General features: G+C 61.0%; 13 protein-coding genes. 6 read left to right on the forward strand and 7 right to left on the reverse strand.

The genetic code is table 11. The annotated features are described in order from the left end of the window. Positions 1 to 66 precede the first annotated feature (66 nt). The gene (locus DXT77_RS14405; protein WP_114881344.1) at positions 67 to 381 is read left to right on the forward strand and encodes a putative quinol monooxygenase; all 315 of its coding nucleotides are present in this window, start codon (positions 67 to 69) and stop codon (positions 379 to 381) included. On the opposite strand, the gene DXT77_RS14410 is transcribed toward DXT77_RS14405, so the two are convergent. Further along, complete coding sequence (locus tag DXT77_RS14410) at positions 371 to 1,135, reverse strand: sulfite exporter TauE/SafE family protein (RefSeq protein WP_119428085.1); 765 nt, start codon at positions 1,133 to 1,135, stop codon at positions 371 to 373. The two genes, DXT77_RS14405 and DXT77_RS14410, sit on opposite strands and share 11 nt — an antisense overlap. A gap of 82 nt (positions 1,136 to 1,217) precedes the next feature. Here DXT77_RS14410 and DXT77_RS14415 point away from each other — a divergent pair, with 82 nt between their 5' ends. The 5 genes from DXT77_RS14415 to DXT77_RS14435 all read left to right on the forward strand — a co-directional run bounded on the left by DXT77_RS14415 (position 1,218) and on the right by DXT77_RS14435 (position 4,140). After that, positions 1,218 to 2,099, forward strand: a complete 882-nt coding sequence (locus DXT77_RS14415) for a LysR substrate-binding domain-containing protein (protein WP_119428086.1) — start codon at positions 1,218 to 1,220, stop codon at positions 2,097 to 2,099. 42 nt (positions 2,100 to 2,141) lie between these two features. Continuing rightward, the gene (locus tag DXT77_RS14420; RefSeq protein ID WP_178083468.1) at positions 2,142 to 2,720 is read left to right on the forward strand and encodes an NAD(P)H-dependent oxidoreductase; all 579 of its coding nucleotides are present in this window, start codon (positions 2,142 to 2,144) and stop codon (positions 2,718 to 2,720) included. 51 nt (positions 2,721 to 2,771) lie between these two features. After that, on the forward strand, positions 2,772 to 3,149 hold the full coding sequence (locus tag DXT77_RS14425) for a MerR family transcriptional regulator (protein WP_119428087.1): 378 nt from the start codon (positions 2,772 to 2,774) through the stop codon (positions 3,147 to 3,149). Positions 3,150 to 3,295: 146 nt separating this feature from the next. Continuing rightward, complete coding sequence (locus tag DXT77_RS14430; RefSeq protein WP_007953834.1) at positions 3,296 to 3,805, forward strand: flavin reductase; 510 nt, start codon at positions 3,296 to 3,298, stop codon at positions 3,803 to 3,805. A 59-nt stretch (positions 3,806 to 3,864) separates the two neighbouring features. Beyond that, the gene (locus DXT77_RS14435; protein WP_085713206.1) at positions 3,865 to 4,140 is read left to right on the forward strand and encodes a LysR family transcriptional regulator; all 276 of its coding nucleotides are present in this window, start codon (positions 3,865 to 3,867) and stop codon (positions 4,138 to 4,140) included. A gap of 52 nt (positions 4,141 to 4,192) precedes the next feature. On the opposite strand, the gene DXT77_RS14440 is transcribed toward DXT77_RS14435, so the two are convergent. From DXT77_RS14440 to DXT77_RS14465, 6 genes are all read right to left on the reverse strand, one after another. Then, positions 4,193 to 4,750, reverse strand: a complete 558-nt coding sequence (locus DXT77_RS14440; protein WP_119428088.1) for a chorismate lyase — start codon at positions 4,748 to 4,750, stop codon at positions 4,193 to 4,195. Between the two features lie 75 nt (positions 4,751 to 4,825). After that, the gene (locus DXT77_RS14445; RefSeq protein WP_085713204.1) at positions 4,826 to 5,191 is read right to left on the reverse strand and encodes a helix-turn-helix transcriptional regulator; all 366 of its coding nucleotides are present in this window, start codon (positions 5,189 to 5,191) and stop codon (positions 4,826 to 4,828) included. Positions 5,192 to 5,320: 129 nt separating this feature from the next. After that, entirely contained in the window at positions 5,321 to 6,772 is a 1,452-nt protein-coding gene (locus tag DXT77_RS14450; RefSeq protein ID WP_119428089.1) for an efflux transporter outer membrane subunit, read from the reverse strand. Positions 6,773 to 6,781: 9 nt separating this feature from the next. Then, positions 6,782 to 9,859, reverse strand: coding sequence for a MexW/MexI family multidrug efflux RND transporter permease subunit (locus DXT77_RS14455; protein ID WP_119428090.1), 3,078 nt, complete (start codon positions 9,857 to 9,859; stop codon positions 6,782 to 6,784). Then, complete coding sequence (locus tag DXT77_RS14460) at positions 9,856 to 10,956, reverse strand: efflux RND transporter periplasmic adaptor subunit (protein WP_085713201.1); 1,101 nt, start codon at positions 10,954 to 10,956, stop codon at positions 9,856 to 9,858. Before DXT77_RS14460 ends, DXT77_RS14455 begins: the two co-directional genes overlap by 4 nt. 136 nt (positions 10,957 to 11,092) lie before the next feature. Beyond that, positions 11,093 to 12,250 carry an oxidoreductase gene (locus tag DXT77_RS14465; RefSeq protein WP_119428091.1) on the reverse strand — a complete coding sequence of 386 codons (1,158 nt, stop codon included), beginning with the start codon at positions 12,248 to 12,250 and terminating at the stop codon, positions 11,093 to 11,095. Positions 12,251 to 12,470: the final 220 nt, after the last annotated feature.

The raw sequence follows: 12,470 nt of genomic DNA on the forward strand, positions 1-12,470 counted from the left end.
GCACGAATCGAGTGCAGATTGTTGCCGTAGGATTGGCCGCCATCTGAATCTGAGGAGTTTTTTGCGATGAGCGAACGCCAGGGTTTCATCCTGCACGCCAAGACCCGCCCGGAAAAAGCCGAGGCCTTCGAAGCGTTTTTCCGCGCGTACGTCGAGCCGAGCCGCGCAGAACCCGGCTGCATCGAGTACCACATGCTGCGCGACAAGGAAGACCCGACCCTGTTCATCTTCTACGAGATCTGGGAAAGCCAGGCGCATCTGGACGTGCACTCGAACCTGCCGCACATGCAGCAGTTTCTCGCGCAGCGCATGGAGTATCTGGAGCGGGATTTCGACATCCGCCCGATCGAGATGCTCAGCGATTCGTCCGCTAGCCGCTGATCAAGATATGGGCGCCGAGCGCGCCCAGACCGATGAAGAAAACGCGCTTGAACAGCACGGCGCTGATGCGCTGACGCAGCCATTGCCCGAGCAGCATGCCAAGCATCGCCGGGATCAGCGCCAGCAGCGAAGCGCTCAATTCCGCGCCGCCGAGTGACCCGCGCCAGAGCAATCCACCGGCCAGCGCCAGGGTCGATACGGTGAAGGACAGGCCCAGCGCCTGCACCAGTTCATCGCGGCTCAAACCCAGTGCCTGCAGATACGGTACCGCCGGAATCACGAATACACCGGTGGCCGAAGTGATGACGCCGGTGATCACCCCACACAGCGGCCCCAGCCACGCCTCATGGCGGCGACTGACACTCTGCGTCGGCAGGAACAATCCGCTCAGCGCATAGAGCAACAACGCCGCGCCGAGCCCGCGCACCACCCAATGCCCACCCGCCATGCCGATCCACAACGTGCCGATGGCCGTGCCGAGAAAGATCGCCAGCAGCATCGGCCACAGCCGTTTCACCAGCCCGCGCAAATGCCCGCCGAACGCCAGTTGCCAGATGTTGGTCAAGGTCGCCGGAATGATCAGCAACGCCGCAGCCTGCGACGGCACCATAGCCAGACCGAGCAAGCCCATGGCGACAGTGGGCAGGCCGAGGCCGATCACGCCTTTCACCAGACCGGCGAGGACGAAGGTCATCAGCACCAGCAAAGACAGGGCCAGACCGAGGTTCTGATAGAAATCTGCGAGTGCGTTCATGGCGATACTGTGCGCCTGCGCGGATGAACTGAAAATCTGTCATACACTGAGGCAGCCTCTCTTTCAGCAAGAGTCACCCGCCATGCACTTCGACCTCACAGACCTGCGCCTGTACCTGCACATCCTCGACAGCGGCAACATCACCGCCGGCGCCGCGCGCAGTCATCTGTCGCTGGCGGCGGCCAGTGCGCGGATCCGGGCCATGGAGGCGTCGCTGGGCACCGAGTTTCTGGAGCGCGGGCGCCGTGGCGTTACGCCGACACCAGCCGGTAAAGCGTTGGCGCAACATGCGCGTGTGTTGTTGCAACAGGCCGAACGCCTGCAACAGGATCTGGCCGAATACGCCCGGGGCGTCAAAGGCCAGGTGCGTCTGCTGTGCAACACCACGGCACTCAGCGAATACCTGCCGGAGGTGCTGGCGGATTTCCTGCGTGAGCATCCCAATCTCGACATTGATTTGCAGGAATGGCCCAGCGCCCGCATCACCCATGCCTTGCGCCAGGGGGCGGCGGATCTGGGCATTGTGTCCGACGCGATCGACACCACCGACTTGCAGACCCGAGCCTTTCGCGATGATCCGCTGGTGCTGATTCTGCCGCTGGAACATCCGCTGTCTGACGCGACTGAAGTCAGTTTCAGCGACGCCCTGCGCCATGACTTCGTCGGTCTGCATGCCGACAGCGCGCTGGCGGTGTACCTGGAAGAACAGGCCCTGCACAGCGGCTCGCGGATGCAGATCCGTATCCGCGCCGATGGCTTCGACGGCGTGATGCGCATGGTCGCTCGGGGTGCCGGTCTGGGTATCGTGCCGCTGGCGGCGGTTCAGCGTGCCGCGCCGCAAACCTTCAAGACCCTGCCGATGAATGAAGCGTGGGCCAGGCGCAAACTGTTGCTGTGCGCCCGCAACTTCGCCGCCCTCCCCGCCTATGCCCGCGCGTTGCTCGACGCCTTGACTCTGCCCTGAGGGGCAGACTTTACCCTTGGGGTTTCTTCCTCAGGGGCAGTCATGATGGGCAAGCGGATTTTGTTGATTCTCGGCCATCCATCCAGCGAAAGTTTTTGTGCGGCACTGGCCGGACGTTACTTGGAATCAGCCAGCGAGGCCGGGCACGAGGTGCGGCAACTGTCCCTCGGCCAGATCGATTTCGACCCGATCCTGCGGGAAGGATACCGCCAGGTTCAGGCCCTTGAACCGGATCTGCTCCAGGCCCAGGCCGACATCCTGTGGGCCGAACACCTGACGCTGGTGTACCCGATCTGGTGGGGCGGGATTCCGGCGCTGCTCAAAGGTTTTTTCGACCGGGTCCTGCTACCCGGTTTCGCTTTCAAATACCGCCAGGGCAAAGCGTTTCCCGACAAACTCCTGCGCGGTCGCAGCGCCCATTTGCTGGTGACCATGGACACGCCGCCCTGGTATTACCGCTGGATCTATCGCATGCCCGGCCTGCACGAGGTGCGCAAGAACACACTGGCGTTCTGCGGTATCGAACCCCGCCGGACGCTGACCTTCGGACCAGTGCTCGGCGCCAGCGACCATCAGCGTGAAACCTGGCTGAAGCAGGCCGGATCGATTGCCCGCCATTGAGTTTTCCGCTATTTGTGCGCATGCCCGCTGACGGAGAAAAGGGATTTGCACATGTACATCGGCCAGGCCGCACAACGTTCGGGAACCACGATCAAGACCATCCGCCATTACGAGTCGATCGGCCTGCTGCCCGAGGCCCGGCGCCAGGGCAAATACCGGGTTTACGATCCGCAGACAGTCGAGCTGCTGAGCTTTATCAAATGCGCGCAGGCGCTGGGTTTTCGCCTCAGGGAATTGCAGGCGATTTTTGCCGGCCAACCAGAATTGTCGCCCTACGAAAAGGCCCGCCGCGCGATTGCCGGCAAGCAGCAGGAGATCGCAGCGCAACTCCTCACACTCACCCGACAGCAAGAGCAACTGAGCGCGCTGGAGGCCAGCCTTGAACACGCGCAACAGCAATGCCTGTCGAGCGTACCGACTGCAAAATAAGCACACGGAATAGTTTTCAAGGTACGAATACATACGTACTATATCGCCAGAGCGAACGTGTTGCCCGATACCCGTTTTCGCACAACGACAACGGACAAGGAAGAACGGATCGGCTCCATTAAACCTACATGGAATGAGGTGACGCGATGGTTGATTCAACGGAGTTTCGTAATGCAATGGCGATGCTGGGGAGTGCCGTCACCATCGTCACGACCGATGGCCCTGCGGGGCGTTTCGGCTTTACCGCGTCGGCGGTGTGCAGCGTGACGGATTCACCGCCGACGCTGCTGGTGTGCGTCAATCGCTCGTCGTCCAATCACGAGCATTTCAAGACCAATGGCGTGCTGTGCGTGAACGTCCTGACCGGCGATCACCAGTCGACATCAGGGGCATTCGCCAATCGGCAGTTAAGCATGCAGGAGCGTTTTTCCAGCGTGAACTGCCAGACATTGAAGACCGGTTCGCCAGTGATCGAAGAAGCGCTGGTCAGCCTCGATTGCCGGGTCAGCAAGGTCGACGAGGTTGGCACTCACAGCATTTTCTACTGTGAAATCCTCGAGCTGCAGCAACACAGCGAGGCCACGGAAGGCCTGGTCTATTTCAACCGCAGTTACTACCGTCTGAACGACGAACTGCGCCTGGCACCCGAGCAGTGATCCAGACACCCGCCGGCCTCGGCTGACGCCAGCCGGCGGGTCATGACAGGGATGTAACCATGCTATTCAATGAAGACAACTTCGCGGATATCGACCTGAACCTGATCATCATTTTCCTGGTGCTGTTCCGCGAACGCAGCGTGTCACGCACGGCCGAGCGCCTGCACGTCAAACAACCCGCCATCAGTGGATCGCTGGCACGGCTGCGCAAGCGGTTCGATGATCCTCTGTTTTTGCGTTCATCCCGAACCATGCGCCCGACCTCGAAAGCCGAGGAACTGGCGCAGGCGCTGACGCCGGCAATCAAGCAGATCGAAGCGGTCATCCGGCTCTGAAAAACCGGCGAAATAAAACCTGCGGGCGCTCGCTCCCGCAGGTTTTATTTTGTCAGGCCGATTTGCGCGCCTGAGCGTACTCGACCCGGGCCCAGAACGCCGGCAGGAAGCACTCGCTGACCAGCAGCGCCGAGCCATTGCGGGTGAAGCGCGAACGCCGGGCCAGCAGACGTTTGGCCTGCGGCGCGTAGCGCTGGGACAGCGCCGCCAACGGTGCGCCGGGGGGCAGCACGGCGCACTGGAAGGGCTCGCGCAGCGTCTGCTCCGAGGTGTAGAGAATTTCGGCCAGCGGTCGATGACCGTAGCCGTTCAGATCCGCCCAGTCGCCGTTCAGCGCCGGCACGCTGGTCAGGCTGCGCGCAGTGACGCAGGCCTCGCCATCCAGTTTCATCACCACCTCGCGCACCCAGCCGATGGTCATCGGCGGCACGTTCAGCGCTTGCGCTTCTTCTGGATTGAGCGGGCCATGGGACTGCTCGACCACTTCAATTGAATAGTCGCCCATGGCTTTCAGACGCGGGGTCAGGGCCCCGGGCAAAAACAGCCAGTGATGCTCGGAGCCGGTCAAATCCGACAGGGGTCGCGACGACCAGTAATGACTTGTATCCATACCCGCACACACCTTCCTGGTGATGGTGAATTGATTGGTTGCCGTGGAAGGCCAACCCTTCACCGGCGGTGTCTGTCACTCGGTTCCGTTTTCTTCGGTCACTTCGTGTTTGCTGATCACGCTGATGGTCTGTTCATCGGTCTTGACCGCCGACAGCAGCGAGTCGAGCAGGCCAGGGAAACGCACGTCCATGTCTTCACGACGCAAGGACAGCAGGTTTTCCCGACCGTAGGGGCGTTGCCAAATCAGACCGCTGTCACGCAGAACCCGCCAGTGGTGGGTCATGGTCGACTTCGATGCGCCCTTGAGGATCCGGCCGCATGGATGTTCCTGGCCATCGGACAACACTTTCAACACGGTCAGGCGTAGCGGGCTTCCCAATGCGTTCAGCACATTTTCCAGAAGGATCTGATCCTGATTGGGATGATTCGGGACGTTCATAGGTAGGTACCCTTGATGATATAGGCGGGAAAAATCCGTCTTGTATTCGTCTATACGAGAACAGTAAGACTATACACAAGATGCTTTTTTCCCGCGACAGCCGCCCCGAAGGCGGCGTCCCGGAAAACACTACAGAGCACTGCTCTGTGCCGTCTCCAGCGCGGGGGCCTGGAACCCGCCGCCCAGCGCTGCCATCAACGAAACCGAGCTGTCGATGTGCTTGCTGTTGAGGAAGGCCAGGCGCATTTCGTCCTGAATCAATTGTTGCTCGATGTTCAGCGCATCGAGGAACGTGTCTTCCCCGGCCTTGTAGCGCGACTGCGACAGATCGTAAGACGACTGGGCAATCGAACAGGCATCGCGCTGCACGACGATCTGCTGCTCGAAAGAACGCAGCTGCGTCACCGAAATCGCCACCTCATGCAGCGCCGAATTCAACACCCGGTTGTACTGGGCGATGGAGCTGTCGAGCTCGGCATTGCCGGCCTTCAGATCCGAGCGCAGACGCCCGGCATCGAAGATCGGCAGCGACACCGTCGGCGCCACGTTCCAGAATTTGCTGACCCCGGCGAACATCGCATCACCGATCAAGGCATGGGAACCTGCCGCCGCCACCAGGTTGATATTCGGGTAGAACGTGGTCTTCACCGCCGCGACGTTTTTGGTCTCGGCCTCCACCCGCCAGCGCGCAGCGACGATATCAGGACGACGGCCAAGCAACTGGGCTGGCAACTGCGCCGGCAAAGCCACCACGCTGGCTTGCAGATTCGATGGCCGCTCGAGTGTGTGCGCACGATCGACGCCCTTGCCGATCAGCGCCGACAATTGCAGCCGGGCGATTTCGATGTCTTCGTTGGCGCCGATCAGCGTCGATTCCGAACGCGCCTTGAGGCTCTGCACCTGCTTGAGTTGCGACAGGTTGTCGAGCCCCGAGCCGTAGCGCGAATCCGTCAGTTCCACCAGTTTGCTCAAGCGTTCCAGATCGCGCTGATTCAGCTCCGACACCTGCCAGGCATACGCCAGCTGGTTGTAGGCCTTGGCCACGTTGACCGCCAGAATCAGTCGCGACGATTGCAGATCGACTTCCGCCGCTCTCGCGCTGTTGAGCGCCGATTCCCAGGCGGCACGCTGGCCGCCCCAGAGGTCGAAGGTGTAGCTGAAATTCACCGCCAGATTGCGTGCGGTGAAGTACTTTTCACCCTCGCCGCTGTAGTCCTCGAAGCGCGACAGCCGACCGCGAGTGACACCCGCCGACGCGTCCATTTCCGGGTAACGCTCGGCATCGCGCAGGTCGAGAAAGGCGTTGGCCTTGGCGACCCGGGCAGCGACTTCCTGCAAGTCCGGGTTGCTGGCATACGCCTCTTCGATCAACGCGCCCAGACGCGGATCACCCAGCGATGTCCACCAGTCCGCACGGGGCCATTGGGCCGGTGGCAACTTGTCTTTCAGGCTGTCGGATGGCGCATCGCCGACCACCAGCAATTTGCCCTGATGATCGATCCCGGCGTAGTTCACACAACCCGCCGCCAACAGGATGGACGCCGCCAGGGGCGCCAGCATCAAACGTGTAATCGAATACATGTCACGTCCTCACAGGATGGGTTGCGGCACACCGGCCGGTTCGGCTTCGGGTGCGTGGCTCGGTTGCTTGATCGAACTGAGCAGCGTGTACACCGACGGCAGAATGAACAGGGTGAACAAGGTGCCGATCAGCATCCCCACCACAATCACCAGGCCCAGGCCGAAGCGGCTGTTGGCGCCGGCACCGCTGGCGAACAACAGCGGCGCGAGGCCGACCACCATCGCTGCAGTGGTCATCAGGATCGGCCGCAGACGCACCTGCGCGGCGTGCTGGATCGCTTGCACGCGGTCCATGCCTTGCTGGCGCTGCAACTCGTTGGCGAACGCGACCATCAGGATCCCGTGCTTACTGATCAGACCGATCAGCGTGATCAGGCCGATCTGGGTGTAGATGTTCATCGAAGTCATGCCCAGCGCCAGCGGCACCAAAGCCCCGCAGATCGACAGCGGCACGCTGATCAGAATGATGAACGGGTCACGGAAGCTCTCATATTGCACGCTCAGCACCAGGTAGATAATCACCAGGGCCAGGCCGAAGGTGAACGCCAGGCTGTTGCCTTCCTGCACGTATTGGCGGGCGTCGGACTGCCAGTCGAAACTGAAGCCGGCCGGGAAACCTTCCGATTGCTTCTGCAGGAAGCCCACTGCATCACCCAGGGTCACGCCCGGTGCCGGAATGGCCTGGAACGTGGCGGAGTTCTGCTGGTTGAACTGGGTCAGGCGATTCGGCTCGACCTTGACGCTGAGGGTAGCCAGCGTCGACAGCGGCACCGGATTGCCCTTTTGGTCCTTCACGTAATACAGCTTCAGGGTTTCCGGGGTCAGGCGATCCGCCGACACCGACTGCGGGATCACGTCATAGGAACGACCGTGGAACGAGAACCGGTTGACGTACTTCTCGCCGATCAGGCTGTTGAGCGTCTCGCCGATGTCCTGCATGCGGATGCCGAGGGCGTTGGCCTTGGCGCGGTCGACCTGGATTTCCACCACCGGGTTGTTGAAGTCCAGATCACTGTCGACCACCGCGAACAGACCGCTGGCCTGCGCCGCTTGCTTGAGCTGATCCATCACGTTGTACAGCGCCAGATAATCCTGATCGCTGCGGATCACCATCTGCACCGGCAGACCACCGGTGGAGCCCGGCAGCGGCGGCATCTGAAACACGAAAATGCTCGTGCCTTCGATCTGGTTCACCCGTGCCTGCAGGTCAGGCTGGATGGTGTTGGCATCGCGGCCACGTTTTTCCCAGTCCACCAGGTTGATCCCGCCGACGCTGTTGGACAGGCCGTCGGAACCGTTCGCCACCCAGTTGCTGTAGCCCTCGGGGATTTCGTTGAAGGTCTTGTACAGCTCGTGGGCGTAGGCCTCGAGGTAATTCAGGTTGGCGTGTTGCGGTGCCTTGATCGCGGTCAGCAGGATGTTCTGGTCTTCCAGCGGCGCCAGTTCGGTCTGCGCCGAGCGATAGAGGAACGGCAGGCTGAAGAAGATCACCAGCGCCACGCTGAGGCTGATCCAGCGACGCGACAGCGAACCGCCGAGCAGCGCGCCATAACGACGGGACAGGTACTGGAAGAAACGATCCGCCTTGACCGCCATGAAGCCTTCGCTGGTTTTCGCGTCCAGCAGACGGGTACTCATGATCGGCGACAGGGTCAGGGCGACGATGCCGGAAATCACCACGGCGCCGGCCAGGGTCAGTGCGAACTCCTTGAACAGCGTGCCGGTGAGGCCGCCCATCAGACCGATCGGCGCGTACACCGCCGCCAGAGTGAAAGTCATCGCCACCACCGGCCCGGCCACTTCCCGGGCGCCGATCAGCGCTGCTTCGAACGGGCTCTTGCCCTCTTCGATGTGACGGTGGACGTTTTCCACCACGACGATGGCGTCGTCCACCACCAACCCGATGGCGAGCACCATGGCGAGCAGCGTCAGCAGGTTGAGGCTGAAGCCGAACATCTGCATCAGCATCGCCGCGCCTAGCATCGACAGCGGAATCGTCACCAGCGGAATCAGCACAGTGCGGAACGTGCCCAGGCACAGGTAAATCACCAGCACCACGATCACCAGAGCTTCGAGCAGGGTGTAGCTCACCTCGTCTATCGACGACTGAATGAAGTGCGCCACTTCGAACGGGATCTGCACGGTCACGCCCGGTGGCAGGGTTTCCTGGAGCTGCGGCAGCAATTCGCGCACGCGTTTGACGATGACCAACGGGTTGCCGGTCGGTGCCGCGTCCAGACCGAGGAACAACGCCGGTACGTCGCTCATCGCGCCGCTGGTGTCGGTGGAGGCTGCGTTCAGTTCCACAGTGCCGACGTCACGTACACGGATGATGTGGCCGTTATCGTTGCGCAGCACCATGTCGCGGAAGTCTTCGACGCTGTTCAGGTCAGTGTTCACCCGCAGGTTGCTGACCACGTACAGGCCTTTGACCTGACCCGGTGCCGCCTGGAAGTTGTTGCCTTCGATGGCCGCCGAAACGTCCTGCCCGGTCATGCCGTAACCGGCCAGACGCTGCGGATCGAGCCACAGGCGCATGGACAGTTTCTGCTCGCCCATGATGTTGATCTTGGCCACGCCTTCGATGCCGGCGAACATCGGTTCGACGACACGGGAGATGTAGTCGGACATCTCCGGGATGGTCAGGTTGGAACTGGCAAACGCGACGTAGGCCACGCTGGTGAAACCGCCGGAAGTACGTTCCACCACCGGGTCGTAAGCGTCCTTGGGCAAGCGGTATTTGATCTGGTTGACCTTGGCCATGACCTCGGTCAGCGCCGCGATGGAGTCACTGTTCAGTGCCATGCGGATCGTCACCTGGCTGCGCCCCTGGGTCGAGGCCGACGACAGATAGTCGATGCCCTCGACCGAGGCCACGGCCTGGCTGATCGGTTGGGTGACGAAGCCCTGCATCAGCTCCGAGGAGGCGCCGGGATACTGGGTGGTGACCGTGATGGTCGACGTTTCCAGCATCGGGTACTGGCGGATCGGCAGGTTCATCAGCGCACGCACCCCGAACAGCAGGATCAGCGTGCTGACCACCACGGCCAGCACCGGGCGGCGAAGAAAGAGGTCGGTGAAATTCATTTTTCCAGCCCACTGAGTTTAAGAGCAATCGTGTCCGGCACGCCTTCCACCGCCACACCGTCGTGGAGCTTGAGCTGACCGGAAGTCACCACCTGCACGCCTTCGATCAGGCCCTTGTCGACCACCGCCCAGCCATTGCGACGCTCGCCGACCTTGATGCTTTCACGCTTGACCTTCTGCACGCCGGTCTCGTCGGTGTACACCGAGAACACGCTCTCGCCGTAGGCGTTGTAAGTGATCGCGGTTTCCGGGATCAGCAGCTCGGCGGTCTGCGGCAGGGTCACCGAGACCCGTGCATACATGCCGGGACGCAGGCGTTTTTGCGTGTCGGTGATGACCGCTTGCACGTTGATGGTGTGGGACTGGTTGATCTGCGGATCGACCGCGACGATCTTGCCGGCGAAGGTCACGTCACCCCAGGCATCGACCTTGGCCTGTACGGTCTGGCCCAGTTGCACTTGCGAGCCATCGCGCTCGGCGAGGGTGAAGTTGACGCGCAGCAGGCCCGGATCCGTCAGGGTCGCCACCGCGCTGCCGGCTTGCAGGTATTGGCCAAGGTGCGCCTGGCGAATGCCGAGGGTGCCGGCGAACGGCGCACGAATGTGCCGTTGCGCGATCTGCGCCTGCATGCGTTCCATGTCGCCCTTGGCCGCGTCGTATTGAGCGCGGGCACTGTCGAAGGCGCGACGGCTTTCGGCGCCGGTCTTGGCCAGCTCCTGGACCCGGGCAAACTGCGCCTTGGCCGATTCGTACTCGCCTTTCAGGCGCACCAGTTCACCTTGCTCCGGCGCATCGTTGAGCTTGAGCAGCACCTGCCCCGCCTTCACTTCATCGCCGGACTCGAAATCGATGTCCACCACTTTGCCGCTGACTTCGGCCGAGACCAGCACCTGACGCTGCGCCTCGAGTTTGCCGATGGCTTCGAGGTAGTAGGTGTAGGGTTGTTTCTTGACCACGGCCAGACCGACCCGGGTGCTGGGGATCCGTTGCTCGGCCGCGGCCGGTGGCGGCGACCAGAAACGCCAGCCCAGCGCGGCGGAAAGAACCACCACCAGAACAATAAAGATCAGCGACTTGATAATATTTCGAGCAAGCATGTGGCACTCCCTTGACTCTTTGCTGCGAGCACAAAAGTTTGAGATTTAAGAAAATAAAGGTGCAACTTGAAACGGGTGCGTTATTGATCCCTGTGAACATTCACTGATAACGCACCCGTTTTTTATTTACCGGCTATTACGCCGCGGCCAGTACGTTGGTTTTATCCAGGTAATACTTGCCGATACCGTGCAAGTTCAAAGGCGACAGGGTGAAGTGCTTCGAACCGGTATGAATATCGCGGAAGCAACGCTCCAGGAAGTGCGACTTGTAGACGGCTTTGGAGCCTGCCATCGAGTAGAGCTGATTGACCGCATTGACCGAGTTTTCAGTCAGCACCGAGGCTGCCAGACCGACACGGGCGCTGACCGGTTCGCCGATGGTTTCACCACGGCTGATCACCTGGTGAATCGCATCTTCCAGCAGCAATTGCGCGGTGTGCACCGAGGAGATGGCGCGACCGGTCTTCTCGAAAATCACCCCTTCCAGACCCGGGTCGGTGTTGACCGCACGGTCGTTGCGGAAGTGATCCACCGCCGCCCGGGCCACGCCCAGCACGGTGGACATCGCCGCGAGGGTGCCGAACTCGTAGTAGCCGGTGGCGTAGGCCCGGGAGCTGCGCGCTTCGGGGGATTTCTTCAGGGTTTCGACGTCCAGCGAGTACGACTTGTGGACGATGACGTTCGAGCACTGGAAGTGATGGCTGCCGGTACCGCGCATGCCCAGGGTGTCCCAGGTCGGCAGAACGGTGCACTGGCTGGCTGGGACGAAGAACATCCGCACTTCCGGGGTGGTGTTGTTTTCGGTGCCTTTGACGGTGGCGGTGCAGACCAGCCAGTCGGCGTGGGCCGAGCCACTGGCGAACGCCCATTTGCCGCTCAGCAGATAGTCATCACCCATTGGCAGCGCTTCGCCGCCAGAGTGGATGGCGCCGATCACAAAACCGTCGCAGTGGTTATAGATCGCTTCGGAAGTGGCTTCCGGCAGGTAGTCCGAGAGGCGCCCCATCGCCACCTGAACCGCCAGTTGCCAGGACAGCGAAGCGTCGTACCGGGCAAATTCCAGCACCAGCGCGGAGGTGGTCTGGATATCGACCTGGGAGCCACCGAACGCTCGGGACACCGACGTACGGCCAAAACCGTCCTTGAAGAACTTGGACATCACATCCTTGTGCGTCGCATTGGTCTGCTCGCTGTAATCGCGGTGCTGAACAATCAGCGGATTCAGTGCACGCACCTTCTCGAGCCATTCATTGGATTCGGAGGGAAGGCTGTTCCATTGCATTAGATTTTTCATAACGGCTCCTAGCTATTATTTATTTACGATCAGCAGACGAAAAAACAGACGAACTTTTATTGTTGTTAAACCCCGATAAAAATGTACGTCTACAGTCGTACATTTGACAAGCACTATTATCAGACTTCTTTCACTTTCCTATGAAAGTGCAATCGCTGTCCGACAATAACGCAAGGCGCAAGAGACCAACGTAACTTGCAAACAAGTTACGTTGTTCGAA

The sequence above is a fragment of the Pseudomonas sp. 91RF genome (assembly GCF_003576265.1).
Lineage (GTDB): Bacteria > Pseudomonadota > Gammaproteobacteria > Pseudomonadales > Pseudomonadaceae > Aquipseudomonas > Aquipseudomonas kribbensis.

What these genes read in the sequence shown, in the direction of transcription:
- DXT77_RS14420 (WP_178083468.1), top strand. Translation starts at nt 2,142, where the DNA reads ATGATGGGCAAGCGGATTTTGTTGATTCTCGGCCATCCATCCAGCGAA.
- DXT77_RS14430 (WP_007953834.1), top strand. Translation starts at nt 3,296, where the DNA reads ATGGTTGATTCAACGGAGTTTCGTAATGCAATGGCGATGCTGGGGAGT.
- DXT77_RS14410 (WP_119428085.1), bottom strand. Translation starts at nt 1,135, where the DNA reads ATGAACGCACTCGCAGATTTCTATCAGAACCTCGGTCTGGCCCTGTCT.
- DXT77_RS14440 (WP_119428088.1), bottom strand. Translation starts at nt 4,750, where the DNA reads ATGGATACAAGTCATTACTGGTCGTCGCGACCCCTGTCGGATTTGACC.
- DXT77_RS14405 (WP_114881344.1), top strand. Translation starts at nt 67, where the DNA reads ATGAGCGAACGCCAGGGTTTCATCCTGCACGCCAAGACCCGCCCGGAA.
- DXT77_RS14445 (WP_085713204.1), bottom strand. Translation starts at nt 5,191, where the DNA reads ATGAACGTCCCGAATCATCCCAATCAGGATCAGATCCTTCTGGAAAAT.
- DXT77_RS14455 (WP_119428090.1), bottom strand. Translation starts at nt 9,859, where the DNA reads ATGAATTTCACCGACCTCTTTCTTCGCCGCCCGGTGCTGGCCGTGGTG.
- DXT77_RS14460 (WP_085713201.1), bottom strand. Translation starts at nt 10,956, where the DNA reads ATGCTTGCTCGAAATATTATCAAGTCGCTGATCTTTATTGTTCTGGTG.
- DXT77_RS14415 (WP_119428086.1), top strand. Translation starts at nt 1,218, where the DNA reads ATGCACTTCGACCTCACAGACCTGCGCCTGTACCTGCACATCCTCGAC.
- DXT77_RS14435 (WP_085713206.1), top strand. Translation starts at nt 3,865, where the DNA reads ATGCTATTCAATGAAGACAACTTCGCGGATATCGACCTGAACCTGATC.
- DXT77_RS14450 (WP_119428089.1), bottom strand. Translation starts at nt 6,772, where the DNA reads ATGTATTCGATTACACGTTTGATGCTGGCGCCCCTGGCGGCGTCCATC.
- DXT77_RS14465 (WP_119428091.1), bottom strand. Translation starts at nt 12,250, where the DNA reads ATGAAAAATCTAATGCAATGGAACAGCCTTCCCTCCGAATCCAATGAA.
- DXT77_RS14425 (WP_119428087.1), top strand. Translation starts at nt 2,772, where the DNA reads ATGTACATCGGCCAGGCCGCACAACGTTCGGGAACCACGATCAAGACC.